This is a genomic window from Kitasatospora sp. NPDC049258, assembly GCF_040678895.1.
Classification (GTDB): Bacteria; Actinomycetota; Actinomycetes; order Streptomycetales; family Streptomycetaceae; genus Kitasatospora.
Genome location: NZ_JBFAQT010000002.1, coordinates 1 through 25,627, shown reverse-complemented (window position 1 = coordinate 25,627; position 25,627 = coordinate 1). Strand labels below are relative to the sequence as shown.

The window sequence follows — 25,627 nt, the reverse complement described above, 5'->3', positions numbered from 1 at the left end:
CGAGGAGAGACCCATGTGCCTGGCGGTGCCCGGCAAGGTGTTGGAGATCGAGGAACGCGACGGTACCCGGATGGCGGTGGTCGACTTCGGCGGCGTGGTCAAGGACGTCTGCCTGGAGTACCTGCCCGACCTGGCGGTCGGCGAGTACGCCATCGTGCACGTCGGCTTCGCCCTGCAACGGCTGGACGAGGAGTCGGCGCTGCGCACCCTGGAGCTGTTCGCCGAGATCGGCGCGCTCCAGGAGGAGTTCGGTGACCCATGGGAGCTGGCCGCCGAGACGGCCGGCGGGGAGGAGCAGCGGTGAAGTACCTCGACGAGTTCCAGGACCCGGAGCTGGCACGGCGGTTGCTGGCCGACATCCGGGCCACGGTGACCCGGCCGTGGGCGCTGATGGAGGTCTGCGGCGGGCAGACGCACAGCATCATCCGGCACGGCCTGGACCAACTGCTGCCGGACGAGATCGAGTTGATCCACGGCCCGGGGTGCCCGGTGTGCGTCACCCCGCTGGAGATGATCGACAAGGCACTGGAGATCGCGTCCCGGCCGGGAGTGATCTTCTGCTCCTTCGGGGACATGCTCCGGGTCCCGGGCAGCGACCGCGACCTCTTCCAGGTCAAGAGCGCCGGCGGCGACGTCCGAGTGGTGTACTCCCCGCTGGACGCGCTGCGGATCGCCCAGGAGAACCCGGCCCGGCAGGTGGTGTTCTTCGGGATCGGCTTCGAGACCACCGCGCCGCCCAACGCCATGACGGTCCACCAGGCCCACCGGCTCGGGATCCGCAACTTCAGCCTGCTGGTCTCGCACGTGCGGGTGCCCCCGGCGATCACCGCGCTGATGGAGTCGCCGACCTGCCGGGTGCAGGCCTTCCTCGCGGCCGGCCACGTCTGCTCGGTGATGGGCACCCGGGAGTACCCGGAGCTGGCGGAGCGCTACCGGGTACCGATCGTGGTGACCGGCTTCGAGCCGCTGGACATCCTGGAGGGCGTCCGGCGGGCGGTGCGGCAGCTGGAGCGCGGCGAGGCCGCGGTCGAGAACGCCTACCGGCGCGCCGTGCAGGACGAGGGCAACCCGGCCGCCCGGGCGATGATCGAGGACGTCTTCGAGGTCACCGACCGGGCCTGGCGCGGGATCGGGGTGATCCCCGGCAGCGGCTGGCGGCTCTCGGAGAAGTACCGGGAGTTCGACGCCGAGCAGCGCTTCTCGGTGGGCGGGATCACCACCGTCGAGCCGGCCGAGTGCCGCAGCGGCGAGGTGCTGCAGGGCCTGCTCAAGCCGCACGAGTGCGGCGCCTTCGGCACGCTCTGCACCCCGCGCACGCCGCTCGGCGCGACCATGGTCTCCAGCGAGGGCGCCTGCGCCGCGTACTACCTCTACCGGCGCCTGGGCACCGGATCCGCCACCACCACGACCCGGGAGGCGAGCCCCGTTGGCTGACCTGCTCGACTTCGGCACCACCGGCCCGGCGCCCGACTTCGACGGCTGGAGCTGCCCGCTGCCGCTGCGCGACCAGCCGCGGATCGTGCTCGGGCACGGCGGCGGCGGGGTGCTGTCCGCGGAGCTGGTCCAGCACATCTTCGCGCCCGCGTACGGCAATCCGGTGCTGGACCAGCTGGGCGACGCCGCGACGGTGACGCTCGGCGGGGCCAGGCTGGCGTTCTCCACCGACTCGTACGTGGTGCGGCCGCTGTTCTTCCCCGGTGGGAGCATCGGCGACCTGGCGGTCAACGGGACCGTCAACGACCTGGCCATGACCGGGGCCCGGGCGGCCTACCTGTCCTGCGGGTTCATCCTGGAGGAGGGCGTGGAGACCTCGGTGGTGGCCCGGGTCGCCCAGGCGGTCGGGGCGGCCGCGCGGGCGGCCGGGGTGGAGATCGCGACCGGCGACACCAAGGTGGTCGAGTCCGGTCACGGCGACGGCATCTACCTCAACACCGCGGGGATCGGGCTGATCCCGGCGGGCGTCGACCTGCGGCCGCAGCGGGCCCGGCCCGGCGACGTGGTGATCGTCAGCGGCGACATCGGGGTGCACGGGGTCGCCGTGATGAGCGTCCGGGAGGGGCTGGAGTTCGGGGTGGACATCCGCAGCGACTGCGCCGCGCTCGGCGGCCTGGTGCAGGCCATGCTGGACGTGACGCCGACGCCCGATCTGCACGTGCTGCGGGATCCCACCCGCGGCGGGCTGGCGGCCGCGCTCAACGAGATCGCCTCGGCGGCCGGGGTCGGGGTGGTGCTGCAGGAGCGCAGCATCCCGGTGCCGGCGCCGGTGGCCAACGCCTGCGCGATCCTCGGCCTGGACCCGCTGTACGTCGCCAACGAGGGCAAGCTGGTGGCGTTCGTGCCGCGGGCCGGTGCCGAGCGGGTGCTGGCCGCGATGCGGGCGCATCCGCTGGGCGCGGGCTCGGCGGTGATCGGCGAGTGCGTGGACGAGCACCACGGGATGGTGGTGGCGCGCACCGGGCTGGGGGGCACCCGGGTGGTGGATCTGCCGATCGGGGAGCAGTTGCCGCGGATCTGCTGAGGGGCGGGATGGGGTGCGCGGAGCGGGAAGTGCCGAACGGTCTCTTCCCGCTCCGCGCAGTGCTCCCCCGGCTAGTGGGGGAATGTTCTGGCGGTGCGGGCGGCGGCGGTGCGGAGCCAGCGGGTGGGGTGGCGGCGGGCCTCGGCCGGGGTGCCGGCCAGGGCGGTGAGGCTGCGCAGTGCGTGCAGGCCCGCGCGGGGGGTGCCGACCTGTACGGCCCCGGCGATCACCACGGCCGGGACCCGGGCCGCGGTGGCTCGGCGGGCGACCTCGCCGACCGCCTTGCCGCGCAGGCTGGTCAGGTCGTAGCGGCCCTCGCCGGTGATCACCAGATCGGCTCCGGCCAGCGCCCGGTCGAGGCCGAGCAGGTCGGCGACGGCGGCGGCGCCCGGGGCGATCCGGGCGCCCCAGCCGGCGTGCAGCCCGTACGCGGTGCCGCCGGCCGCACCGGAGCCGGGCAGCTGCGGTTCGCCGCCGAGGACTTCGGCGAGTCGGGCGAGGCCGGCTTCGAGGATGCGGATGTCCGCCGGGGTGGCGCCCTTCTGCGGGCCGTAGACGGCGGCGGCTCCGTCGGGGCCCAGCAGCGGGTTGGTGACGTCGGTGAGCAGGACCACGCCGTCGGGCGGCGGCGGGCGCAGGGCGGCCCGGTCCGCGTGCCGGACGGCTCCCAACGCCGCTCCGCCACCGGGTGGTTGGTGGCCGTCGGCGTCGGTGAGGCGCAGGCCGAGGGCGCTCAGCAGGCCCGCGCCGCCGTCGGTGCCGGCCGAGCCGCCGAGGGCCAGCAGCAGCCGGCGGGGGCGGTGCCGGTCGAGCGCGGCGGCGATGGTCTCGCCGGTGCCCCGGGTGCCGGCGGTGAGCGGGGCCGGGCGCTCCAGCAGCGGGAGTCCGCTCGCCACGGCGAGTTCGACCACCGCCGTGCCGTCCGGGAGCAGGGCGTACCTCCCGTTCACCGGGCGGCCGTCGGGGCCGGTGCAGCCGGGGACCAGGTGGCGGGTGCTGTCGGGGTGCGCGGTGGTGACGGCGGCGAGGGTGCCCTCGCCGCCGTCGGCCATCGGGCACAGCAGCAGCTCGTCCTGCGGCCGGACGGTGCGCCAGCCCTCGGCGAGCGCCCGCGCGGCGCCGGCGGCACCCAGCGAGCCCTTGAAGGAGTCCGGCGCCAGTACCACCCTCATCCGGCCGGCACCACGTGCACGGTGTGCCGCTCGACCAGGGTGCGCAGCGTCTCGGCCCCCGGGGTTTCCCAGACCTCCTGGTTGAAGATCTCGACCTCGATCCAGCCGGTGTAACCGGCCGCCGTGACCTGGTCGGTGAGCGTGCGGAAGTCGATGCAGCCGTCGCCGACGTGGCCCCGGCCGAGCAGGGCGTCGGCGGGCAGCGGCAGGGTCCAGTCGCCGACCTGGTACGCGGCGATCCGGCCGCCCGCACCGGCCCGGGCCAGCTGGGCGCCCAACTCCGGATCCCACCAGACGTGGTAGCTGTCCACCACGACACCGACCTGGTCGGCGGGGAAGAGCTCGGCGAGGTCGAGCGCCTGCCCCAGGGTGGAGACCACCGCGCGGTCGGCGCAGAACATCGGGTGCAGCGGCTCGATCGCGAGGCGCACCCCCAGGTCGCCCGCGTGCGGCGCCAGTTCGGCGAGCAGGTCGGCGACCCGGGTGCGGGCCGCGGGCAGGTCGCGGTCGCCCTCGGGCAGCCCGCCGACCACCAGTACCAGGGTGTCGGTACCGAGTTCGGCCGCCTCCTCGACGGCCCGCAGGTTGTCGGCGAGCGCGGCGCGCCGGGCGGCGGGGTCGGTGGCGGTGAGGAAGCCGCCCCGGCAGAGGCTGCTGACGCTCAGGCCGGCCGCCCGGACCAGCCCGGCGGCCCGGGCGGCGCCGACCTCGGCGACCTTGTCCCGCCACAGGCCGATCGCCGGGATGCCGGCCTCGGCGCAGCCGCGGACGGCCTCCGGCAGGCTCCAGCCCCTGGTGGTGATCTGGTTCAGCGACAGGCGGGCGGTCGTCGTCACCGCGCCACCCCCGCGACGGTGAGCAGCGCGGTCATCCGCCGGGCGGCGAGGTCCGGGTCGGGCAGCAGGCCGGCCCGGTCGGCGAGCCGGAACAGCTCGACCAGGTGCGGCAGGGAGCGCCCGCTCTGCGCGCCGGCCACCATGGTGAAGTGCTCCTGGTGGCCGGCCAGCCAGGCCAGGAACACGATGCCGGTCTTGTAGTGGTAGGTCGGCGCCGCGAACAGGTGCCGGGCCAGCGGCACGGTCGGTGCCAGCAGCGCGTCGTAGCGGGCCCGGTCACCGGCGTCCAGGGCGTGCAGGGCGGCGGCGGCCGGGCCGGCGATCGGGTCGAAGACCCCCAGCAGGGCGTCGCTGTGGCCGAGTTCGTCGCCGCGGATCAGCTCCGGGTAGTGGAAGTCGTCGCCGGTGTAGAGCCGCACGCCGGGCGGCAGCGCGCGGCGCAGGGCGACCTCGCGGCCGGCGTCCAGCAGCGAGACCTTGATGCCGTCGATCCGGCCGGTGTGCTCCGCCATCAGCGCCAGCACGGTGGCGGTGGCCCGGTCGAGGTCGCGGGAGCCCCAGTAGCCGGCCAGCGCCGGGTCGAACATCTCCCCCAGCCAGTGCAGGACGACCGGCCGGTCGGCCGCCGCGATCAGCCCGCCGTAGACCCGCAGGTAGTCCTCCGGGCCGGTCGCCAGGGCCGCGAGCGCCCGGCTGGCCATCAGGACCGGTCGGGCGCCGGCCGCCTGCACCACCTCCAGCTGCTCGCGGTAGGCGGCCGTGACCTCGGCCAGGGTGCGGGCGGGGGTGGTGAGCTGGTCGGTGCCGACGCCGCAGGCGAGGCGTCCGCCCACGGATCGGGCCTCGGCGCCGGAGCGGGTGATCAGCTCACGGGTCGCGGGCCAGTCCAGGCCCATGCCGCGCTGGGCGGTGTCCATCGCGTCGGCGACACCGAGACCGAGCGACCAGAGGTGGTGGCGGAAGGCGAGGGTGGCGTCCCAGTCGACGGCGGCCGGCGCGCCGGGCGCGTTCCCGCCGAGCGGGTCGGCGACCACGTGGGCGGCGGCGTAGGCGCCCCGGGCCCGGGGCGCCCCGGCGGGGCGGGCGAGCGGCACGGGGGCGTGCATCCGGTGGCGGCCGTGGCCGGGGAGGTGGAGCTCGGTCATCACCGCTCCTGCTCGGGCTCGGACGGCCGGGGTGCGGTGAGGTCGAGTTCGGGCACCTCGAGGCGACGGCCCTCGCGGGCGGAGCGCAGGCCGAGTTCGGCCAGCTGGACGCCCTTGGCGCCGGCCAGCAGGTCCCACCGGTACGGGGAGCCGGTGACCACGTGCCGCAGGAACAGCTCCCACTGGACCTTGAAGCCGTTGTCGAACTCCTCGTTGTCGGGCACCTGCTGCCACTGCGCGCGGAACGGCTCGGTGGCCGGCAGGTCCGGGTTCCAGACCGGCTTCGGGGTGCCGGCGCGGTGCTGGATCCGGCAGCTGCGCAGCCCCGCGACGGCGCTGCCCTCGGTGCCGTCGACCTGGAACTCGACCAGCTCGTCGCGGTCGACCCGGACCGCCCAGGAGGAGTTGATCTGCGCGGTGATGCCGCCCTCGAGCCCGAACAGCGCGTAGGCGGCATCGTCGGCGGTGGCCGGGTAACGGCGGCCCTGCTCGTCGACGCGCTCGGGGATGTGGGTGGCGGTGTGCGCGTACACCGAGCGGACCGGGGCGATGATCTCGTCCAGCACGTAGCGCCAGTGCGGGAACATGTCGAGCACCATGCCGCCGCCGTCCTCGGCGCGGTAGTTCCAGGACGGCCGCTGGGCGCTCTGCCAGTCGCCCTCGAAGACCCAGTAGCCGAACTCGCCCCGGACGGACAGGATCCGGCCGAAGAAGCCGGCGTCCACCAGCCGCTTGAGCTTGCGCAGACCCGGCAGGAAGAGCTTGTCCTGCACCACGCCGGTGCGCACGCCCGCCGCGGCGGCGAGGCGGGCCAGCTCCAGCGCGGAGTCCAGGGATTCGGCGGTCGGCTTCTCGGTGTAGAGGTGCTTCCCGGCGGCGATCGCGGCGCGTAGGGCGGCCTCCCGGGCCGGGGTCACCTGGGCGTCGAAGTAGACCTCGGCGAGCGGGTGGGCCAGCGCCTCGTCCAGCGAGGTGGTCCAGTGCGCGAGGCCGTGGCGGTCGGCGAGCGCCTTGAGCCGATCGGCGCTGCGGCCGACCAGGATCGGCTCCGGCCAGAGCAGTTCGCCGTCCGCCAGGGCGAGGCCGCCCTGCTCGCGGAGGGCGAGGATCGAGCGGACCAGGTGCTGGCGGTGGCCCATCCGGCCGGTGACGCCGTTCATCACGATGCCGATCACCCTGCGGGTCACGGGGGCTCCTCGTCTGCGGTGGGGTGGGAGGTGCGTGCCGGAAAGCGCGGAAAGCGCTTTCCACCATCGAGGCTAGAGGCCGTTCGAATGTTCGGTCAAGGGTTGCGAGCAGCGCGGTACCCTGGCCCGGACGATCACAGGAGACGGCGACAGGAGCGCGCGGTGGCGGTCACCCTCGGCGATGTGGCCCGGCACGCCGGGGTCTCCCTGGCCACGGCCTCCCGGGTGCTGAACGGCTCCGCCCGGACGGTCACCGACGAGCTGTCGGCCAGGGTGCGCAGCAGCGCGCGGGAGCTCGGCTACCTGCCGAACGCCCCGGCGCAGGCGCTGGCCCGGGCCTCCAGCGCCACCATCGGGGTGCTGCTGCACGACGTGGCGGACCCGTACTTCGGCACCATCGCCCGCGCGGTCTGGGACGCCAGCTCGCAGGCCGGCCTGCTCAGCCTGGTGGCCAGCACCGACGCCGACCCCGAGCGGGAGCTGCACGCGGTACGGATGCTGCACGCTCAGCGGGTTCGGGCGATCGTGCTGGCCGGGTCCGCCTACACCGACCCGGCGGCGGCCGGGCCGATCGACGAGGCGCTGGCCGGCTACCGGGCGCAGGGCGGGGTGGTCACCGCGATCACCGATCACGGGTCCGGGTACGACACGGTGAGCCCTGCCAACCGGGCCGGCGCGGCGGAGCTGGTCCGGGCCCTGCTGGGGATGGGTCACCGCAGGTTCGCGGTGGTCGGCGGGCCGGGGCGGCTGCGGGTCGCGCAGGAGCGGCTCGCCGGGGTCCGCGATGCGCTCGCCGAGGCCGGGCTGACGCTGCCTCAGGAGTGCTTGTTCGAGGCCGATTTCAGCCGGGAGGGCGGGCGTTCGGCCGCCGCCGGGCTGCTGGACGGCCACCCCGGGGAGCTGCTGCCGACGGCCGTGCTCGCGCTCTCGGACATCCTCGCGGTGGGGGTGCTGGCCGAGTTCCGGGACCGCGGGATCGACGTACCGGGGCGGGTGTCGGTGGCCGGGTTCGACGACGTGCCGCTGGCGGCCGACCTCGCGCCGCCGCTCACCACCGTCCGGATGCCGTTGGAGCTGATGGGGCGGGAGGCCGTCCGGTTGGCCCTGGCCGCGGCGCCGGGCGCGGCGCCCCAGGTGGTCGCGCTGCCGCTGGAGGTCGTGCTGCGGGCGAGCACGGCGGCTCCGGCGCGGCCGTAGCCGGGGCTACTGCCTGGCTCAACGACCGTGGGACGAAGGCGTGTTACCGGCCAGCTCCAGGCCGGCTCGATGGCGCGGCGCCGCCGTGATCTCGCGGATCAGCAGGATCGCCACCTGCGTGGCCGGCGCCCGGCGGCCCGGATCGACCAGGGAGTCCACCCGGTGCGGATCCCACGGGCCCTGCGGGACACCGGGCGAGGCGCCGCCCGTCGACGGTCGCTCGCCCATGGCTCGTTCCCCGCTGTCCGGCCGGCGCCGGTCGATCCCCCTGCCGACCGTGGCGACGCGACCGTGCCGCCCCGATGGAGAGTTGACTGTTCAACAGGCCGCTGAGGCCCGCGGCTCGAAACCGGTGGTCCGTCCGCCCGGGTACCCCCCGGGGGTTTCGACGCCGGCGGGCGGGGGTGGCACGATGGCGAACACTGTGACTGTCCGACTGCCCCGCGTCATCCGTTCGGGGGTCTTCGCCGCCCTGTGCGTGGCGCTGGCCGCCTGTGCGCACGTCAGCATGACGACGGCTGAACTGCCGTCGCGCTGGCTCGCCCTGGCGTTCGCGGGGGTCATGGGGTGTTCCTGGCTGCTGGGCGGCCGGCCGCGCGCGCCGCTCGCGGTCACCGGCTGGATGCTCGCCCTGCAAGGTGGGCTGCACCAGCTGTTCGACCGGGTGCAGCAGTTGCCCGGTGCCACGGGCGGCAAGCCGGACTGGATCTCACTGCTGCTCTGCACGGCCGAGCCGCTGAACGGCCGGGTCGACCCCGAGCAGCTGGCCCGGGCGGCCGGGCTGGACCCGGACGCGATGCCCGCGGGCACGGCGATGGCCCACCGGATGCCCGGCATGCCCGGCATGAGCGGCATGGTGGGGACGGACGGCGGCGCGGCGCAGCACGGCTGGGCGCTTCCCGACGGCCTGCACGCCGGCTCCACGGGCATGGTGGCCGCGCACGCGCTGGCGGCGCTGGCCTGCGCCCTGCTGTTCTGCCGCGGCGACGCGGCCGTGAGCGGACTCGGCCGGCTGCTGCTGGCGCTGGCGCATGCGGTCGCCCCCGTCCTGCTGCTGCTCCCGCCGACCCTGCGACCGGTCGCGCCGGGCAGCCGGCCGCGCCGGCGGGAGAGACCCGCCGCCGAGCCGGTCCTGCTGCACGTGGTGGTGCGGCGGGGCCCGCCGCGGCTCGCGCTGCCGTGACACGCCCATCGCCCCTGCCGCCGACCGGAACTCCGGCCGGCGCCCCGGTGGTGGGCCGGTAGCCCCTGCGTTCACGCGCCCGGGCCTGCCCGCACCGCTGCCCCACCGCTCGCCGGGCCGGCTCCCACGCCGGCCCTCGAAGCGCCCCGCCCCCGCCGAGCACGGCGCGGGCCGGTGCGCCGACCCGGCGTCAGCGGCGGCCGTCGGACGCGGATCCACCACTGTCCCCTGCCCCCAGGACCTCACCATGTCTGTCGGTCTTCCGGCCGCCCCGCACCCGCCCGTCCCGGCGATACCGCCACGCGACGGGCGGTCCCCCCGCTCCTGCGCCCGCACCCTCGGCCGACGTCCGGCGGGCGGGGCGTCAGTCCCGCCCGAGCGCCTCGTCGAGTCGGCCCATCAGCCCACCGCTCCAGCTCTCGGACGGCCCCGGCGCCTGCCCGGCCAGCTCGGCGAGCCGGCGCTCGGCGCGCAGCCACTCGGCGCACTCCGGGCAGTCGGCGCCCGGCCCCCCGTTCGGCTCTGCGGCGGGGGCGGCACGGTGCTCCGGGCATCTCATGGGCCCATCGTCCCGTACTCCCGGCGCGGCCGATCACCCCGCCCCCTCGCCCCGGGGGGCCGCTCGTGAACGACGACCAGCTGACCGAGCTCGCGCTGGCGGGCGGCCGTGGCGACCGGCCCGCCGTGGAGGCCTTCGTCCGGGCCACCCAGCGCGACGTCTGGCGCTTCGTGGCCCACCTCGCCGACCCCGACGCCGCGGACGACCTGGCCCAGGAGACCTTCCTGCGGGCCCTGCGCAGCCTGCCGGGCTTCACCGGCCGGGCGTGCGCCCGGACCTGGCTGCTGTCCATCGCCCGCCGCACCGTGGTGGACCGCTACCGGCGGTCGGCCGTGCGCCCCAGAAACGCCGGCCTCGCCGACTGGGAGGAGGCCGTGGACCGGCGGCCCGCGCCGCCCGGCGGCTTCGAGGAGGGGGTCGCCCTGGCCGACCTGCTGGCCCGGGTCTCGGTGGACCGCCGGGAGGTGTTCGTGCTCACCCAGGTCCTGGGCTACAGCTACCAGGAGGCGGCGGAGGTCTGCGGCTGCCCGGTCGGCACCGTACGGTCACGGCTGGCGCGGGCCCGGGACGAGCTGGTGCTGCTGCTCCGCGCGGCGGAGGGCCCGGGGCGCGAGCAGGCGCTCGTCCGCGGGCTGCCGGCGGCGGTCGGCGGCTGAAGCGGGTGGGCCGGGCGGGCCGGGCAGCCGGACGGCCGGGCGCAGGCCCCCGGCCCGCCCGGGTCAGCGGGCCAGCAGCCACAGCACGGCGAACGGGACCGGGATCAGCACCGTGGCGGCGAGCCACGGCCCGGCCTCCCGGCCGCGGGCGCGCGGCAGCAGCAGGTCGACCAGCAGGACCAGGGCCAGCACCAGGCCGCCGGTGAGCAGCAGGAGGAAGGCGACGACGCCCGCGTGGTCGAGCACGGTGTAGTTGCAGGTGCCGGCGAAGCCCGGCGCGGCCGCCTCCGCCACGCTCGCGCAGTCCATCGGGGCGTACTCGGTGAGCAGCCACCACGCGAGGTACAGCGGCACCACCGCGGGCAGCCCGATCCCGAGGTTCGCCCAGACCTGGGGGCGGGCCCGGAGCCGCCGGGCCCTGCCCGTCGCGCCGGTCGGGCGTACCCTCAGCCGCTCCGCCATCGCCCGATCCCCCGTCGCCGTCCGTCCCCGCCGCTGGGAGTCTGTCACGTGGCCGGCCGGCCGCGCCGTGCCGGCCCAACACCCGCAACCCCGCGCCGTCGGGCACGGGGTTGCCGGTCCGGGGAGCGCAGCTGCGGTGCGGCGTCAGCCGTACAGGCTCGCGCCCTCGCCGTTGGCGGCGCGGACCAGGACGTCGGCGAGGTCGAGCGGGGCCGTGAGCATCGGGAAGTGGCCGGTGGCCAGCTCGAAGAAGGTCACCCCGGGCTCGGCGAGCTTGGCGAACCTGGGGTGGCCGGTGGCGTGCAGGGAGCGGGCCACCTCCAGGCTGAGGCCGTTCTCCAGGCAGAACACGCCGGTGGTGGGCAGCGTGCGCCAGGCTCCGGTCAGCTCGACGGGGTCGGCCACGGTCGCGGCGGGGTGCGGGGTGGCCAGGCGGTGGTAGCGCGCCAGCTGCGCGCCGCTGAGGCCGGACAGCTCGCTCGGCACCGGGAGGACCCCGCGCTCGGTGGCGGCCGGCAGGGCGGCGCCGACGAAGCTGGTCAGCACCGACTCGCCGTGCTCCGGGATACCGGTGTCCACGAACACCACCCGCTCGACCTGGCCGGGGCGACGGTCGGCGGCGGCGAGGGCGGGGAAGGCCGCGTAGCTGTGGGCCACCAGGACCACCCCCGGCCCCTGGGCGTCGAGCAGCGCCACCAGCGCCTCGGTGTGGTCCGCCAGGCCGGTCTCCGCGCCCGGCTCGCCGGCCCGCTCGCCGAGGCCCGGCAGGGTGACCGGCACCGCCCGGTGCCCGCGTGCGGCGAGCTCGGCGGCCACCTCCGTCCAGGCCCAACCGCCCATCCAGAGCCCGGGGACCAGCAGGAACGTCGTCATGGTCGACCTCTTTCCTCGTGTTGCCGACTGCTGGACGGACCGTAGGACCTCCCCCGGGGGGAGATTCCAGCCCGAGCCTGGCGATTCGCTCGCCTGTTCGATTCTGGGGGTAGGCTGGTCGGCATGGGTGTCCAGGTGCAGGCTTCGCTGTTCGACGCGGCCGAGGGGATCGGGCTGCGGGAGCTGACCGGGGTGCGGCGCCGGGTGCTCGGGAACGGGGCCTGGATCGATCTGCTGCCCGGGTGGCTGACCGGGGCGGACGCGCTGTTCGAGGAGCTGGCGCAGCGGGTGCCGTGGCAGGCCGAGCGACGGCTGATGTACGAGCGGGTGGTGGCGGTGCCGCGGCTGCTCGCGCACTACCGGGAGGGCGCGGCGCTGCCTCACCCGGTGCTGGCCCAGGCCCGGGAGGCGCTCGGGGCGCACTACGCACGGGAGTTGCGGGAGCCGTTCGTCAGTGCCGGGCTGTGCTACTACCGGGACGGACGGGACAGCGTCGCCTGGCACGGCGACCGGATCGGGCGGGGTGAGCTGGAGGACACCATGGTGGCGATCGTCTCGGTCGGCGAACCGCGGCCGCTGCTGCTGCGGCCGCGGTTCGGCGGCGGGGAGAGCGTGCGCCAGGCGCTCGGGCACGGCGACCTGCTCGTGATGGGCGGGTCCTGCCAGCGCACCTGGGAGCACGCCGTGCCGAAGACCGCGCGCCCGGTGGGGCCGCGGATCAGCATCCAGTTCCGGCCGCGCGGGGTCGCCTGAGCCGGTCCGGTCAGGCGACCCGCTCGGCGCTCCACTCGACCCGCGGCGGGCGGACCGCCGCACACACCGGCAGGCCCGTCCCGTCGGTCAACCGCAGCCGGGCGGTCAGCCGGCCGAGCCGGACGGCCTCGGCCAAGGTCTCGGCCGGGACGGCGTCGAGCATCAGCTTGGCCCGGCGGAACATCGCGGGCCGGCCGGTGTCGTCGGCCGCGACCCAGGACAGGTAGACGAAGCGGCCGCCGAGCCGGTTCTGCAGGTACGGGCCGCGCAGCTCGATGCCGTCCGGACCCTCGGCGGCGGTGCAGTCCAGGGTCCAGACGGCGGTCAACGCGTCCGCGGGCACCAGGTCGAGCAGTTCGTCCGGGCGGTCCTTGCGCTGGACGCCCACGTGGATGTCCCGCCCACCGGCGAAGCCGGGGACGGCCGGGAAGGTACGGCCGGGCAGGGCGGTGGCCTCGATACGGATCTGCATCCGACCAGTCTCCCCCGCCCGGCGCCGGGTCAGCGCACGGCCTCGCCGTAGAAGTCCGGCACCGGCTGCCCGCCACCCGCCGCGAGCACGGCGTCGTACACCCACTTGCCGACCGCCAGGTCCAGGATCCCGAGGCCGAACGGCGAGAAGACGGCGGCCCGCTGCGGATCCCGCCGCACCGTGCCCGCCAGCAGGTCGGCGATCGTGCCGTGCACGAACTCGCGGTGGCCGACCTGCTGTTCGGCCAGGTGCAGGGAGGTCCGCTCGCGCACCGCGTGGTCGATGTCGTCGGTGAAGTTCTGGGCGGCCAGGATCAGTTCGGGCGCCAGGTCGCGCAGCGAGAGGTGCAGCACCACCGGGGCGTGGGCCAGCAGCGCCGGATCGGTGAGGTGCGGCTCGCCGGCCACGGTGGTGAGGATCACCAGGTCGCAGTCGGTGAAGGCGCCGGCCGCCTCCTCGACCACCTCGACGTCCTCGACCCCGTCCGCCTTGAGGATCCGGGCGAACCGCTCGGCGTGCTCGGTGCTCAGGTCGAAGATCCGGAAGCCGCCGACCTGCCAGTCCAGGTCGCGGAGGAACTTCCACACATGGCCGCCGATCAGCCCGGCCCCGACCAGGCCGATCCGCCGCGCCCGCCGCCCGCCCACCAGGGCCTCGGCGCCGAGCACCGCGGAGGCGGCCGTCCGGCTGGCGGAGACCACCGAGGACTCCAGGGCGGCGATCGGGTAGCCGCTCTCGGTGTCGTTGAGCAGCAGGACCGCCGAGGCGCGCGGGATGCCGCGGGCCGGGTTGTCCGGGAAGCTGGCGATCCACTTGATGCCCGCGACCTCGAACTCGCCGCCCAGGTAAGCCGGGAGCGAGATGATCCGCGAGTTCGGGCGGTGCGGGAAGCGCAGGAAGGCACTCTCCGGGTTGACGCTCTTGCCCGCCGCGTGGGTGAGGTAGGCGCGGCGCACCACGTCGACGCAGCCGGCCCGGTCGGCGTCGATCCGGCGCAGCACGTCCTCGCCGGTGAGCACGCGCAGCTGCGGCAGGGTGAGCGGGGCGGGCAGCGCGCTGAGCGGGCTCTGGGTGTCGGTCATCTCTCGAGGCTCCTCTAGGGGTGCGGGTGACGGGTACGGGCTGGTCAGAGGGCGGACGGCAGGGCGGCGCCCGGCCACTGGGCGGGGTCGGGCCGGTCGGCGAAGGACCTGGCCACCCAGCCGGGGTCGTAGACGGTCTCCGCGTAGGCGGTGCCGCGGTCCGCGCACAGGAACGCGACGGTGGGGCGCGGGCCGCCGGCCGGCCGGCGGGCGAAGTAGTGGCCGATGGCGGCGTAGACGCTGCCGGTGGAGCCGCCGGCGTACAGGCCGTGCCGGCGGACCAGGTCCAGGCAGCCCTGGACGGCGGCGGGTTCGGGCACGATGACCACGTCGTCGATCAGCGCCCGGTCGCACAGCGGCGGCACCAGGCTGGAACCGAGTCCGGGCAGCAGCCGGGTCTGCGGCGGCTGGCCGAAGATCGCCGAGCCGGCCGCGTCGACCGCGACCACGGTGACCGCCGGGTTCTGCTCCTTGACCCGGCGGGAGACCCCGGCGATGGTGCCGCCGGTGCTCACCCCCAGGAAGACGTAGTCCAGCTTCGGCAGGGCCGCGCACAGCTCGCCGCCGGTCATCGAGTAGTGCGCGAGCAGGGCGTCCTCGTTGGCGTACTGGTTGGGCCAGTACACGTGCGGGTACTCGGTCTGCAGCTCCTTGACCCTGGTCAGCCGGGTGGCCAGGTAGCCGCCGCTGGCGTCGCGTTCGGTGACCTTCTCCACCCGGTCGCACATGATGCCGAGGTAGGCCTCGGTGAGCTGGTTGCAGTTGGGATCGATCACCGGGACGAAGCGGATGCCGAGGGACCGGCAGAACGCGGCCATCGAGATGGCGAAGTTGCCCGAGGAGGACTCCACCACCGTGGTCCCGGAGGTGATCTCGCCGCGCTCGATCGCCCCCTTGAGGATCCAGAACGCGGACCGGTCCTTGGAGCTGCCGTTCGGGTTGCAGTACTCAAGCTTGGCGTAGAGGTCGATGCCCTCGTCCTCGATCCGCACCAGCGGCGTCTCGGCGAAGGTCGCGGCCAGCATCGCCAGTCGGCTGCGCAGCGGGCCGCCCGGCCGGCCGGCGCCGGCCGTGGCCGGGCCCTGGGCGGCCTCGGCCAGCGGGTCGAGGACCGCGGGCGCACACTCGGCGGGCCGTGGCATCGTCGACACGGTGCAGTCCTGTTGACCGTTCTGTGCTGGCATAACGCCGTTTCTCCAGTCATGTGTGACGGTGTGGGAGGACGCCCCGGGCAGCAGGCGGTTTGCGCGGCGGGCTCCGGCGGACCGGACCGCCGGGCCGGGCCCGGTGTCCTGCTACCAGGCGGCCGTGGCGAGCGCGAGCAGGGTCTCCCGCTCGGCCGGCCCCACCAGTGGCACCCGGCGGACCACCAGGTCGGGGTCGGCCACCGCCGCGGCCAGCAGCAGCCGGTAGTGGCCGGCCATCCGGCCCACGGTGGCGGCGTCGAACAGGTCGGTGTCGTACTTGAACGCCACCTTCACCGCGCCGTCCGCCTGCAGCACCTCGGCGCTGAGGTCGAACTGGCCCTCCTGCTGCGGCAGGTCGAAGCCGGTCAGGCGCAACCCGTGGTGGACCAGCTCGGGCTTGGCGTCGTCCGGCGGGGCCAGCAGTTCCAGCAGTGGCTGGAACCTGGTCGCGGTGATCAGGCTGAACATGCTCTGGAACACCGGGGTCCGGCTCGGGTCGTGCGGCAGGCCCAGCTCGGCGGGCAGCAGCGGCAGCGGCAGATCCCGGTGGGCCAGGCCATGCCGCAGCTGGACCGCCGTACGGTCGAGGAGGCGACGGAACGTCAGCTCACGCTCGGCGAAGTCGGCCCGGGCGGGCAGGGTGTTGACGAAGTAGCCGACCGTGTTGCGCATGGTGCGCTCCGGGCGGGTGGAGACGGCGTAGCCGACCAGGAAGTCGGGCTGCGCCGTCCAGCGGTGCAGCAGCGCCTGGAAGGCGCCGAACAGCAGCACGAACGGGGTCACCCCGGCCGCCGCCGCGGCCGGCCGCAGCGACCTGGCGAGCTCCTCGGGCAGCCGGAAGTCCCAGCTGGCCCCGGTGAAGCGCTTGCGGGCCGGGCGCGGCCGGTCGGTCGGCAGCTCCAGCGCCGGCGGCGCCCCGGCGCACAGCGTCCGCCAGTGGTCGGCCAGTTCGGCCCGGCGGGGCGAGCCGAGCAGCTCCCGCTCGGCGCTCACGTACTCCTGGTACGGGCGGGCGAGCGCCGGCCAGGTCGGCTCGCCCGCACCCGCCGACTCGGCCTGGTAGGCGGCCAGCAGGTCCTCCAGCACCAGCACCTGGGACGCGCCGTCGGTGACCGCGTGGTGGGCGGCCAGCAGCAGGACGGAGTCCCGTTCGGCGCGGCGCAGCAGCAGGAGCCGGACAGGACCGGGCTCGGCCAGGTCGAACGGGCGGGCCACCGCCTGCCGGGCCGCGGCGTGCAGCTGTTCCTCGCTCGCGTCCGGCAGTTCGCGGATCTCCAGCAGTCCGGGCAGCGTCTCGACGGTGCGGCGCAGCGGCCGGCCGTCCTGCTCGACGAAGTGGGAGCGCAGCAGCTCGTGCCGCGTCGCGACCGCCGCGGCGGCCCGGCGCAGCGCCGCGTCGTCGACGGCCTGGCGGATCCGCACCGCCATCGCGACGTTGTAGGCCGGGCTGGCGGGGGCGAGGCGCTGCAGGAACCACAGCGCCTCCTGCCCCAGCGAGACCTGCTGCCCGGCGGGGTCGGCGGTCAACGCCCGCCCACCAGGGTGTGCAGGTAGCCGGTGATGGCCGCGATGGTCGGGTGGTCCCAGGCCAAGGTGGACTCCAGCTCGAGGTCGAAGCGGTCCTCGATCTCGGTGATGATGCTCATCCCGTAGACCGAGTCGAGGCCGTACTCGACCAGCTTGACGTCGGGTCGCAGCTCGGCGGCGGGCCGGTCGAGGTAGTAGGCGACCCTGCCGGTGAGCCAGTCTGCGATGGCTTCGGCGGAGGTGTCGAGGGCGGTTTCGGACATGTCGGGCTCCCTGCCGTTCGGTTCGGGGTGGGGCGGGCGGTGATGGGGGCTGATGACGCTGTTGACGCCGGTGACGGTGCGGCGGTCAGCAGGCCGGAGGGCGGGCCGCCAGGTCGAAGGTGCGGCCCTCGGCGAGCCTGGTGCGCAACTCGTCGAGCAGGGCGGCGTCGTGGCCCGACCGGGTGGCGGTGCTCCGGTGGCCGGCCCGGGTGGCCAGCCGGTGCAGCGCGGCGTGGATCCACAGCGGTTCGGCGCGGAAGCCCTCGTGGCCGGGACGGCCGTGCCACCAGAGCTGGAGGCAGGCCGCGGCGGCGAAGCCGGTGGCATCCGGGCGTTCGACCAACGAAACGGCCAGGGCGGCCAGTTCGGGATGGGCCGCGGTGAGCTCCGGGTCGATCCCGGGCGCGGGCTCGGCGGGCTCGTCCGCGATCCGGCCGAGCCGCTCCAGGTCCAGCTCGGGCAGCTGCGGCTCGGCGGCGAACAGCGCCCGATCGGTCAGGGCGGTGATCGGCCGTACCGGCTGCGCGGGCCCGGTGTGCAGGGTGGCCAGGGCCGTCCGGTCCCGCGACTGCTTCTGGAACAGGGCGTGCGGGCCCTCGCGCAGGTAGGAGCGGGCCCCGAGCAGCAGCGAGAGCTGGTGGACGGCGTCCCGCACCAGGCCGCTGACCAGCTGCCGGACGGCGTGCTGGAGACCGGCCCGGCCGGGCCGCAGGTGCAGGGCGCGGGCCGCGACGGCGGTGCAGCAGTCGGCGATCAGCAGGTCGAGGAAGGCGTCGACCAGCAGGGCCCGGGCGCTGGGCAGCCCGGTGACCGGCCGGCCGTACAGGACCCGCTCCTCGGCGAACCCCAGCGCGGTGCGCAGCTGGGTGTCCAGGACGCCGACCAGCGCCGAGCCGAGCACGGTGCCGGTGATCCGTCCGACGGCGGCGGCCCGGGCCGGCCCGTCGCCGTCCGGGTCGACCAGCCGGTCGGGGTCGACCCGCAGGCCGTCGGCGGTCACCGCGGCGAACCGGCAGCCGCGCAGGCCGGTGCTGCTGTGCGGCGGGGAGGCGATCAGGCGCGGGTCGGCGGGCAGCAGCAGGTGGCCGCGGCCGCGGTCGAGGGCGGCCGGGAGGAGCAGCGCATCGGCCCCGGCCGGGTCGCCGACCAGCTGCTCGGCGCCGCTCAGCAGCAGCTGCCCGCCGACCGGGGCGGCCCGCAGGCCGGGCCCGGGGGCGGTGAAGGCGGTGGCCACCCGGCCGCCGGCGAGCAGCAGTTCGGCCAGCTCGGCCTGGCGGCCGTGGTCGCCGGAGCGCTGCACGTGCAGGGCGGCGGTGAGGCTGCCCAGGCCGTAGCCGGTGGCCAGCGCGAGGTCCCGGCGGGCGACCGTGCGGAAGGCCTCGGCCAGCTCGTCCACCCGGGTGAACCGGCCGCCGAGGGCGGCGGGGAGCAGCTCGGCGTTGAAGCCGTACGCGTCCAGCGCCCGGATTCCGGCGGCCGGGAGTTCGCCGCGCTCGTCGGCCGCGACCACGGTCTCCGGGCCGAGCGGGCCCTCGGGGGTGCGGGGGTCGCCGAGCAGGGCGTCCAGCCGGTCCAGCCGGTCCAGCCGGCGGGCGGGCATCGGCGCGGTCATACCGTCTCCTCCATCCGGCAGTGCAGCAGCGAGAACAACTCGCCGTCCCGGTACTGGTCGAGGAGCCGGTCGGAGAGCCGGTCGAAGACCGCGCCGTCCCGCAGGGTGCCGGGGCGCAGCCGGGCCAGCAGGCGGGCGAGCCCGGCCTCCAGCCACAGGCCGTCGGCCCACAACGCCGCGGTGGGCGAGCCGGCGACCGCCTCGCGGTTGCGCAGCCACAGTTGGACGCAGGCCGCCGCGGCGAACACCTGGGTCCAGCGCCGGGCCAGCTCGAAGGCCTCGGGCGGGACGTCCCGGGCCGAGGGCCGGTGGTCGGCCATCGCCGCGTGCAACTCCTCGGTGACCTGGAGCAGTTCCTCGGCGTACCGGCCGAGGGTCGGCGGTACGGCGCGCAGCGTGGCCAGTTCGGCCAGTTCGGCGAGGGCCGAGGGCAGGCTCTGCACCAGGCTGCTGCCGGCCCGCGAGAGCAGTTCGAGGGCCTCGCCCCGGGCGGGCGGCAGCTCGGCGGACAGGTCGACGGCGACGGCCAGGCCGTCCTCGTCCACCGTGCGCCGCCGGTGGCCGCGGGTCAGCTGGGCGAACTGGTTGATCAGGCCGTTGAGGTTCACGAAGGTGTTGCCGTCGAAGATGCTCATGATGTGGTGGTCGCGCTCCAGCTTCTGGAACGCGCCGTGCAGGTACGAGCGGCTGAGGAAGACCCCGGCGCCCAGGGTCGAGCCGAGCGAGGCGATCAGCTCCTCGACGGTGTGCGGCACGAAGCACTTCACGGCGGCGGAGACCACGCTGAGCTCACCGGTGAGGGCGTGGATCGAGCGGGCCCCGGCCAGCGTGACGGCCTCCGCCACCAGCAGGTCGGTGTAGGCCTCGGTGAGCGGGCGGGGGGCTGTGCGGCCGCCCTCGGCCGGGCCGAGGTGGTCCAGGCTGTAGCGCACGGCCAGCCGCAGCGCGTGGTCGCCGGTGCCCAGCGACAGCGGCCCGCACAGGCTGCGGGTCAGCTGGAGGATCTTCAGCACGGTCTCCAGCCCGCGGCCGGGCTCGCCGACCACGGCGGTGGCGGGGACCTCGGCGTCGGTGAAGGCGATGCCGCTGATGTCGGCGCCGCGGATGCCCACGGTGCGTACGGCCGGCAGGCAGCGGAAGCTGCCGGGCGCCAGCCGTCGCTTGTCGACCAGCAGCAGGCTGAAGCCGCGCGGGCCGCCGGCCGGGTCGGTCCGGGCGAGCACGCAGACGAACTGGCCGCGCGAGGCGTTGCCGATCAGCCACTTCTCGCCGTTGACCCGGTACCAGCTCTCGCCCTCGACGGTCGCCAGCTCGTTGGCGAGCAGGTCGCTGCCGTGCTGCTGCTCCGTCAGGGCGAGCGAGACCACACTGCCGTCGCGGATCTCCGCGGCCAGCCGGCCGGCCTGCTCGGGGCTGCCGGCCAGCCAGACCGAGGCGGCGCCCAGGAAGGTGCTGACGTGGGCGATGGCCACCGTCAGGTCGCGGCGGGCGACGGTGCGCAGCAGCGCGGCCAGCTCCTCGTAGCTCTCCAGCGCGCCGCCGTGCGCGGTGGGGACGTAGTGCTGGGCGAGCCCGAGCTCGTCCAGCGCGCGGCAGATCTCGGTGGGGAACTGCTCGCGCTCGTCCAGGTCGGCGCAGCGGGCGAAGGAGAAGGCCTGGAGCGGGTCGTGCGGGTCGCCGAGCTTGCGGTCGAACAGCGCGGCCAGCTCGTGCGGCAGGTACTTCACGCGCCCGCCCCGCCCTCGGCCAGGGCGGCCGGCCGGTACTGCGCGCGGGTCCGCGGGCTGAGGTCCTCGTGCAGCGGCTCCAGTTCGGCGGCCAGGAACAGCTGCCGCATCCGGGAGCGCTGGATCTTGCCGCTGGTGGTGCGCTGCACCTTGCCCGGCTTGAGCAGGACCACGTTGCCGACCGGCACGCCGAGGCTGCGGCTGAGGGCGAGCTTGACCTCGCCTGCGAGGGTGGCCAGGTCGGTGGCGGCCACCTTGGCCTGGCGGACCTCCTGGACCACCACCAGGTCCTCGCCGACGCCGTCGCCGGGCACCGAGAAGACGCTCGCGGACAGACCGGCGAAGGCCGGGTGCAGCTCGCCGCTCTCGCGCTCGACGTCGTGCGGGTAGAGGTTGCGCCCGTTGACGATCAGCACGTCCTTGATCCGGCCGGTGACGTAGAGCTGGCCCTCGTGCAGCACGCCGAGGTCGCCGGTGCGCAGGTGGCCGCGGTCGCCCTCGGCGGTCGCCACGTCGAAGACCTGCTCGTTGACCTCGGGCTTGCCCCAGTAGCCCGGGGCGATCGAGCCGCCGCGCAGCCAGATCTCGCCGACCTCGCCGTCGGGCAGCACCCGGCGGGTGGCCGGGTCGACGATCCGGACCTCCAGGCCCACCGGTGAGCCGCAGCTGACCAGCGGCGAGCCGTCCGGCCGGGGCCGGAACAGGTTGCGCTCCAGCTCCGCCGGGTCGACCAGGGCGATCGGCGGCTCCTGGTCGAGCGCGGTGGTGGTCACCCCGAGGGTGGCCTCCGCCAGGCCGTACGCGGGCCGCATCGCGGTGGCCCGGAAGCCGGCCGGGGCGAGCCGCTCGGCGAACAGCTCCATGGTCCGCGCGTGCACCGGCTCGGCCCCGTTGGCCGCGCAGCGCCAGGAGGACAGGTCGAGCCGGGCCAGGTGGTCCTCGGTGACGGAGCGGGCGGCCAGGTTGTAGCCGAAGTTGGGCGCGTAGCTGTGGGTGGCCCGGTACGCGTGGATCAACTCCAGCCAGGCGTAAGGGCGGCGGACGAAGTCGGTCGGCGACATCAGTACGGTGCGCAGGCCGAGGTGGAGCGGGAGCAGCAGGGCGGCGATCAGGCCCATGTCGTGGAAGAGCGGCAGCCAGCTGCAGACGGTGTCGCCGGCCCGCATCCCGAGCAGGGCGCGCAGCTCGCCGAAGTTGTGGGCGAGGTTGCCGTGGCCGACCATCACCCCCTTGGGGTCGCTGGTCGAGCCGGAGGTGTACTGGAGGAAGCAGAGCTGCTCGGGCTGGGGCCGCAGCCACGCGTACTGCTCGGGCGCCACCTGCGGGACGGACTCCGTCACCACGCAGCGGACCTGCGACTGCTCCTCCTGCTCCAGCCAGTCGGCCACCTCGGGCAGGGTGGCGAGGTCGGTCAGGACGGCGGTGGCCTCGCAGTCCTGGAGGACACCGGTGGTGCGGCGGCGCTGGCTGGAGCCGCGGCCCGGCAGCGGGACGGGCACCGGGACGAGACCGGCGTAGAGGCAGCCGAGGAAGCCCTTGACGAACTCCAGGCCGGTCGGGAAGAGCAGCAGCACCCTGTCCCCCGGCTCGCAGTGGGCGCGCAGTCCGGCGGCCACCGACTGGGCGTCCTGGACCAGCCGGCCGTAGGTGAGCGTGTGGGTGACGGCGTCCTTGCCGTGGCCGGTGACGAATACGACGGCCTCGTTGCCGGGGATCTCGCGGGCGTGCCGCGCCGTCGACTGGATCAGGTCGGGCATGGTCGCTGTCACTTCCCTGCGGGGGTCGGGGTGGGGGCGTCGAAGGTGCCGGCCGGCTCGGCCTCCGCGGGCTCGGCCTGAGCCGCGGTGGCTGCGGGCTCGGCCGGGGCTGCGGACTCGGCCGGGGCGGGCTCGTCCGCGGCGGGCTCGTCCGCGGCGGCGGCCGGCTGCTCCTGGTCCGCCCGCTCGCGCAGCTCGGAGCCGATCCGGCGCAGCGACGGGCTGGCCACCGCGGCGAGGGTGAGCAGCAGCATCACCACGCTGCAGGCCAGCACGGAGGTCCGGAAGCCGAAGGCCTGGAGGGTGTAACCACCGATCAGGGCGCCGAGCGGCAGGGTGCCGAAGGCCACGATGCCGATCACGCTGGCGATCCGGCCCTGCATCTCGTCCGGGGTGATCTCGACCTGGAAGGAGACCACGGCGATCGTCCACATCGCGCCGATGAACGCCATCGGGGTGATCACCAGGCCGAAGAGCAGCGGGTTCTTCAGGAACACCGCCAGCGGGAAGAGCACCGTCCAGGCCGCGTTGGCGCCGATCACGATCACCGGCAGCCGCAGCCGCTCCATCCACCAGTTGGTGCTGAGCGCGCCGGCCACTCCGCCGACGCCCGCCGCGCCCATCACCAGGCCGACCACGGCCTGCTGCGCACCGTTGTCGCGGAGCGTGGTCAGCATCCCGAGCACCAGCACCTCGAAGAGCATGTTGCTGACCGCCACCAGCACGGCCGCGGCCCGCAGCTGCCGGTGGTTCCACAGCCACCGGACGCCGTCCGAGATGTCGGTGAGCACCTTGGGACGCTCGGCGTCCGGCTCGCGCTCGGCCTGGAACTTCCGCTTGATGCCCGAGAGGGTGACCAGCGAGACCAGGTGCGAGACCACCGTGAACAGCAGCGGCAGCCAGGCCGTCAGCGAGGACAGCGCACCGGCCAGCGGCTGGCCGAGCAGCCCGGCGCCCTGGACCCGCGCCTCGTTCTGCGAGATCGCCTGCGACAGGTGCTCGGACTCGACCACGTTGCGGACGGCGGAGTGCTCGGCCAGCTTGTAGACCACCGTCAGGCTCGCCTCGACGAAGGCGACGGCCAGCAGCAGCGGGAGGATCACCCGGCCGGAGAGCATGGTCGCGACCAGGACGGCGAGCGCGGCGGCCCGGCCCAGGTTGCAGCCGATCATCAGCCGGCGCCGGTCGAAGCGGTCGACCATCACCCCGGCGAACAGCGAGAACAGCAGCTGCGGCAGGCTCGCCGCGGCGCCGGTCAGACCGGCCTCGGACACCGAGCCGCCGGACCAGAGCACGATCAGCGGGTAGGCGAAGGTGCTGACCTGGGAGCCCAGCGAGGAGAAGGCGGTGCCGGTCCACAGCAGCCGGAAGTCGCGGTTGCGGCGGAGCGGGGCGGGCTCGGCGGTGGGGAGCTGCGCCGTCGGAATGTCGGTGGTGCTCATGCCTGGGTCTCCGGGGATTCGTCGGGTGCCGCGTTCACGGTGGTACGGCCGCGGGCGCACCACTCCAGGACGGCCATGGCGCTGTACAGCTTGTGTTCGGCCTGCCAGAAGGCGATGCTGGCCGGCCCGTCCAGTACCTCGGCGGTGACCTCCTCGCCCCGGTGGGCGGGCAGGTCGTGCATGAAGACCGCGCCGGGGCTGCTCGCCCAGAGCTCGGCCCGGGCCTGGAAGGGGGCGAAGGTCTGCCGCCAGTCGGGGTCGGGCTTGGTGGTCCCGGTGGTCTGCCAGCGGGTGGTGTAGACGACGTCGACGTCCGCCGGGAGCTCGTCCATGTCGTGGCGCTCGGTCACCACCGAGCCGTACGCCTCGGCCTGCTTGGTGGCCAGGGCCAGGTAGTCGGCGTCCAGCCCGTACCCGCGCGGGGTGCGCAGGTGCAGCTCGGTGCCGGGGAAGCGGCTGAGCGCCAGGGCCAGCGCGGAGGCGGTGTTGTTGCCCTCGCCCAGGTAGAGCACCCGCAGGCCGTCGATCCGGCCGAAGTGCCGGGAGAGGGCGGTGAGGTCGGTGAGCGCCTGGGTCGGGTGCTCCTCGGTGCTCATCGCGTTCACCACCGCCATCCGGCTGCGGGCGGCCAGTGCCCGCAGGTCGGCCGTGGGCTCGGCGGTCCGGGCGACCAGCACGTCGAGCATCCGGCCGAGGATGTCGCCGGTGTCCTCCAGGCTCTCGCCGGTGGCCAGTTGGAGGTCACCGTTCTGGTAGGTGACGATCCGGGCGCCGAGCCGCAGCGAGCCGCTGGAGAAGGAGGTCCTGGTCCGGGTCGAGGACCGCTTGAAGTAGATGCCGACGACGTCGCCGTCGAGGGTCTGCGGGTACGGCCGGCCGCTCTCGGCGAACTGCGCGCCCCGGGCCACGATGTGGCGCAGGTCGTCGTCGTCCAGGTCCGAGATCGAGATCAGGTGTCGTACGGGAGCCGTCATCGTCTTTCCGTTCCGTGATTGGTGGGGGCGGGGCGGGGCGGAGGGGCTGCGGCCGGGGCTGCGGTCAGCCGCCGAGCCGGCCGGTCAGCACGTGTCCGATCGCGGCCGCCGCCCGGCGGGTCGTCATGTCGGCGTGCGAGCAGTCGACGGGGTGGACCTCGACCGCACCGAGGGTGTGCCGTTGCCAGGCCGCCGGCTTCGGGTCGGCCGGGTCCTCGGTGCGCTCGGCGACGAACAGCAGTACGTCCTGGTCGAGCGCCGGGGCACGGTGGTCCTCGGAGATCCGCTCGCTGTTGAGCAGTACCTCGATCAGCGCGGTCGTGGACGGGCCGTCCAGGTCGGCGAGTTCGGGGTAGGCCGCGCAGAGGATCGCCAGGAAGCGGGCCCGGTCCGAGGCGGCGGACTCCGGCTCGGTGGCCGGGTCCTCCGCCGGGAGGATGCCGAGGCCGGCCAGCACCTCGATCAACCGATCGCGCTCGGTCCGGTCGGCGGGCGCCACCGGGCCGCCGGTCCAGTCGGGCGTGGCGTCGAGCACCGCGAGCAGCTCGACCTCCGCGCCCTGCGCCCTGAGCCCGGCGGCGATCACCGCGGCGACCGTGCCGCCGAACGACCAGCCGAGCAGCCGGTACGGGCCCTCGGGCTGGACGCCGCGGATCCGGGCCAGGTAGTCGGCGGCCATCTCCTCGATACTGCCGGGGAGTCGGCCCGTCCCGTCCAGTCCGCGGGCCTGCAGCGCGTACACCGGCAGCTCGGCGGGCAGGTACGGCAGCAGGCTCGCGTAGCTCCAGCCGACCGCGAGGCCGGGGTGGATGCAGAACAGCGGCCGGTCCGAGCCGCCGGCGCGCAGGGCCAGCAGCGGCGCGAGGGCGTCGCTGTCGGCGCCGCCCAGTCGGCCGGCCAGCGCGGCGACCGTCGGGGCGTCGAACAGGGAGCGGACCGGGAGCTCCGCGCCGAGTTCGGTGCGGATGCGGCTGACCAGGCGGGTGACCAGGAGGGAGTGGCCGCCGAGGGCGAAGAAGTTGTCGTCGATGGAGACCTGCTCC

At 75.2% G+C, this 25,627-nt stretch carries 26 protein-coding genes; 7 read left to right on the top strand and 19 right to left on the bottom strand.

Translation table 11 applies throughout. The features are described from left to right. Nucleotides 1–13: 13 nt before the first annotated feature. From AB0K43_RS02005 to hypE, 3 genes are read left to right on the top strand one after another with little or no spacing between them, the layout of a single operon-like run. Nucleotides 14–304 carry a HypC/HybG/HupF family hydrogenase formation chaperone gene (locus tag AB0K43_RS02005; protein ID WP_363634752.1) on the top strand — a complete coding sequence of 97 codons (291 nt, stop codon included), beginning with the start codon at nucleotides 14–16 and terminating at the stop codon, nucleotides 302–304. Next, nucleotides 301–1,434, top strand: coding sequence for a hydrogenase formation protein HypD (gene hypD / locus AB0K43_RS02000; RefSeq protein ID WP_363634750.1), 1,134 nt, complete (start codon nucleotides 301–303; stop codon nucleotides 1,432–1,434). The genes AB0K43_RS02005 and hypD overlap by 4 nt, the downstream gene beginning before the upstream one ends. Further along, the gene (gene hypE, locus AB0K43_RS01995; protein ID WP_363634748.1) at nucleotides 1,427–2,518 is read left to right on the top strand and encodes a hydrogenase expression/formation protein HypE; all 1,092 of its coding nucleotides are present in this window, start codon (nucleotides 1,427–1,429) and stop codon (nucleotides 2,516–2,518) included. The genes hypD and hypE overlap by 8 nt, the downstream gene beginning before the upstream one ends. Nucleotides 2,519–2,589: 71 nt before the next feature. On the opposite strand, the gene AB0K43_RS01990 is transcribed toward hypE, so the two are convergent. Genes AB0K43_RS01990 through AB0K43_RS01975 form a run of 4 tightly spaced genes read right to left on the bottom strand, consistent with a single transcriptional unit; the run spans nucleotide 2,590 to nucleotide 6,858 of the window. Continuing rightward, nucleotides 2,590–3,690, bottom strand: coding sequence for a glycerate kinase (locus tag AB0K43_RS01990; RefSeq protein ID WP_363634746.1), 1,101 nt, complete (start codon nucleotides 3,688–3,690; stop codon nucleotides 2,590–2,592). Next, nucleotides 3,687–4,526, bottom strand: a complete 840-nt coding sequence (locus tag AB0K43_RS01985) for a sugar phosphate isomerase/epimerase (protein ID WP_363634744.1) — start codon at nucleotides 4,524–4,526, stop codon at nucleotides 3,687–3,689. The genes AB0K43_RS01990 and AB0K43_RS01985 overlap by 4 nt, the downstream gene beginning before the upstream one ends. Continuing rightward, complete coding sequence (locus AB0K43_RS01980; RefSeq protein WP_363635251.1) at nucleotides 4,523–5,632, bottom strand: dihydrodipicolinate synthase family protein; 1,110 nt, start codon at nucleotides 5,630–5,632, stop codon at nucleotides 4,523–4,525. The genes AB0K43_RS01985 and AB0K43_RS01980 overlap by 4 nt, the downstream gene beginning before the upstream one ends. Nucleotides 5,633–5,670: 38 nt before the next feature. Then, complete coding sequence (locus AB0K43_RS01975) at nucleotides 5,671–6,858, bottom strand: Gfo/Idh/MocA family oxidoreductase (protein ID WP_363634742.1); 1,188 nt, start codon at nucleotides 6,856–6,858, stop codon at nucleotides 5,671–5,673. Between the two features lie 162 nt (nucleotides 6,859–7,020). Here AB0K43_RS01975 and AB0K43_RS01970 point away from each other — a divergent pair, with 162 nt between their 5' ends. Continuing rightward, complete coding sequence (locus AB0K43_RS01970) at nucleotides 7,021–8,055, top strand: LacI family DNA-binding transcriptional regulator (RefSeq protein WP_363634740.1); 1,035 nt, start codon at nucleotides 7,021–7,023, stop codon at nucleotides 8,053–8,055. Nucleotides 8,056–8,073: 18 nt separating this feature from the next. Here the strand turns inward: AB0K43_RS01970 and AB0K43_RS01965 are convergent, their stop codons facing one another. Next, on the bottom strand, nucleotides 8,074–8,283 hold the full coding sequence (locus AB0K43_RS01965) for a hypothetical protein (RefSeq protein WP_363634738.1): 210 nt from the start codon (nucleotides 8,281–8,283) through the stop codon (nucleotides 8,074–8,076). Nucleotides 8,284–8,479: 196 nt separating this feature from the next. Between AB0K43_RS01965 and AB0K43_RS01960 the strand changes: the two genes are divergently transcribed. Further along, nucleotides 8,480–9,238, top strand: coding sequence for a hypothetical protein (locus AB0K43_RS01960; RefSeq protein ID WP_363634736.1), 759 nt, complete (start codon nucleotides 8,480–8,482; stop codon nucleotides 9,236–9,238). A 364-nt stretch (nucleotides 9,239–9,602) separates the two neighbouring features. Here AB0K43_RS01960 and AB0K43_RS01955 read toward each other — a convergent pair whose 3' ends face one another. Continuing rightward, nucleotides 9,603–9,797: a hypothetical protein gene (locus tag AB0K43_RS01955; RefSeq protein WP_363634734.1), complete on the bottom strand. Its 195-nt coding sequence runs from the start codon at nucleotides 9,795–9,797 to the stop codon at nucleotides 9,603–9,605. A 65-nt stretch (nucleotides 9,798–9,862) separates the two neighbouring features. Here AB0K43_RS01955 and AB0K43_RS01950 point away from each other — a divergent pair, with 65 nt between their 5' ends. Continuing rightward, nucleotides 9,863–10,453, top strand: coding sequence for a sigma-70 family RNA polymerase sigma factor (locus AB0K43_RS01950; protein ID WP_363634732.1), 591 nt, complete (start codon nucleotides 9,863–9,865; stop codon nucleotides 10,451–10,453). A gap of 63 nt (nucleotides 10,454–10,516) precedes the next feature. On the opposite strand, the gene AB0K43_RS01945 is transcribed toward AB0K43_RS01950, so the two are convergent. Both AB0K43_RS01945 and AB0K43_RS01940 read right to left on the bottom strand, forming a co-directional pair. Then, nucleotides 10,517–10,915 (bottom strand): hypothetical protein, encoded by a 399-nt coding sequence (locus AB0K43_RS01945; RefSeq protein WP_363634730.1) that lies wholly within the window; start codon nucleotides 10,913–10,915, stop codon nucleotides 10,517–10,519. 144 nt (nucleotides 10,916–11,059) lie between these two features. Next, nucleotides 11,060–11,788 carry an alpha/beta hydrolase gene (locus AB0K43_RS01940; RefSeq protein WP_363634728.1) on the bottom strand — a complete coding sequence of 243 codons (729 nt, stop codon included), beginning with the start codon at nucleotides 11,786–11,788 and terminating at the stop codon, nucleotides 11,060–11,062. 123 nt (nucleotides 11,789–11,911) lie between these two features. Here AB0K43_RS01940 and AB0K43_RS01935 point away from each other — a divergent pair, with 123 nt between their 5' ends. Then, complete coding sequence (locus AB0K43_RS01935; protein ID WP_363634726.1) at nucleotides 11,912–12,541, top strand: alpha-ketoglutarate-dependent dioxygenase AlkB; 630 nt, start codon at nucleotides 11,912–11,914, stop codon at nucleotides 12,539–12,541. A gap of 10 nt (nucleotides 12,542–12,551) precedes the next feature. Here the strand turns inward: AB0K43_RS01935 and AB0K43_RS01930 are convergent, their stop codons facing one another. The 11 genes from AB0K43_RS01930 to AB0K43_RS01880 form a co-directional block, all read right to left on the bottom strand. After that, the gene (locus tag AB0K43_RS01930) at nucleotides 12,552–13,013 is read right to left on the bottom strand and encodes a DUF5990 family protein (RefSeq protein ID WP_363634724.1); all 462 of its coding nucleotides are present in this window, start codon (nucleotides 13,011–13,013) and stop codon (nucleotides 12,552–12,554) included. A 29-nt stretch (nucleotides 13,014–13,042) separates the two neighbouring features. Then, complete coding sequence (sbnB, locus tag AB0K43_RS01925; protein WP_363634722.1) at nucleotides 13,043–14,095, bottom strand: 2,3-diaminopropionate biosynthesis protein SbnB; 1,053 nt, start codon at nucleotides 14,093–14,095, stop codon at nucleotides 13,043–13,045. 44 nt (nucleotides 14,096–14,139) lie between these two features. Beyond that, nucleotides 14,140–15,237 (bottom strand): 2,3-diaminopropionate biosynthesis protein SbnA, encoded by a 1,098-nt coding sequence (gene sbnA, locus AB0K43_RS01920; RefSeq protein ID WP_363635249.1) that lies wholly within the window; start codon nucleotides 15,235–15,237, stop codon nucleotides 14,140–14,142. Between the two features lie 153 nt (nucleotides 15,238–15,390). Beyond that, nucleotides 15,391–16,809 carry a condensation domain-containing protein gene (locus AB0K43_RS01915; protein WP_363634720.1) on the bottom strand — a complete coding sequence of 473 codons (1,419 nt, stop codon included), beginning with the start codon at nucleotides 16,807–16,809 and terminating at the stop codon, nucleotides 15,391–15,393. Further along, the gene (locus AB0K43_RS01910) at nucleotides 16,806–17,072 is read right to left on the bottom strand and encodes an acyl carrier protein (RefSeq protein ID WP_363634718.1); all 267 of its coding nucleotides are present in this window, start codon (nucleotides 17,070–17,072) and stop codon (nucleotides 16,806–16,808) included. Before AB0K43_RS01910 ends, AB0K43_RS01915 begins: the two co-directional genes overlap by 4 nt. An 85-nt stretch (nucleotides 17,073–17,157) precedes the next feature. Next, complete coding sequence (locus tag AB0K43_RS01905; RefSeq protein ID WP_363634716.1) at nucleotides 17,158–18,684, bottom strand: acyl-CoA dehydrogenase family protein; 1,527 nt, start codon at nucleotides 18,682–18,684, stop codon at nucleotides 17,158–17,160. Continuing rightward, entirely contained in the window at nucleotides 18,681–20,411 is a 1,731-nt protein-coding gene (locus tag AB0K43_RS01900; protein ID WP_363634714.1) for an acyl-CoA dehydrogenase family protein, read from the bottom strand. Before AB0K43_RS01900 ends, AB0K43_RS01905 begins: the two co-directional genes overlap by 4 nt. Next, on the bottom strand, nucleotides 20,408–22,168 hold the full coding sequence (locus tag AB0K43_RS01895; RefSeq protein ID WP_363634712.1) for a fatty acyl-AMP ligase: 1,761 nt from the start codon (nucleotides 22,166–22,168) through the stop codon (nucleotides 20,408–20,410). Before AB0K43_RS01895 ends, AB0K43_RS01900 begins: the two co-directional genes overlap by 4 nt. 8 nt (nucleotides 22,169–22,176) lie before the next feature. Continuing rightward, nucleotides 22,177–23,610: an MFS transporter gene (locus tag AB0K43_RS01890; protein WP_363634710.1), complete on the bottom strand. Its 1,434-nt coding sequence runs from the start codon at nucleotides 23,608–23,610 to the stop codon at nucleotides 22,177–22,179. After that, complete coding sequence (locus AB0K43_RS01885; protein ID WP_363634708.1) at nucleotides 23,607–24,584, bottom strand: ornithine carbamoyltransferase; 978 nt, start codon at nucleotides 24,582–24,584, stop codon at nucleotides 23,607–23,609. Before AB0K43_RS01885 ends, AB0K43_RS01890 begins: the two co-directional genes overlap by 4 nt. Before the next feature lie 64 nt (nucleotides 24,585–24,648). Then, nucleotides 24,649–25,627, bottom strand: a 979-nt coding sequence (locus tag AB0K43_RS01880; RefSeq protein ID WP_363634706.1) for an alpha/beta fold hydrolase, incomplete at its 5' end; no start/stop codon positions are given.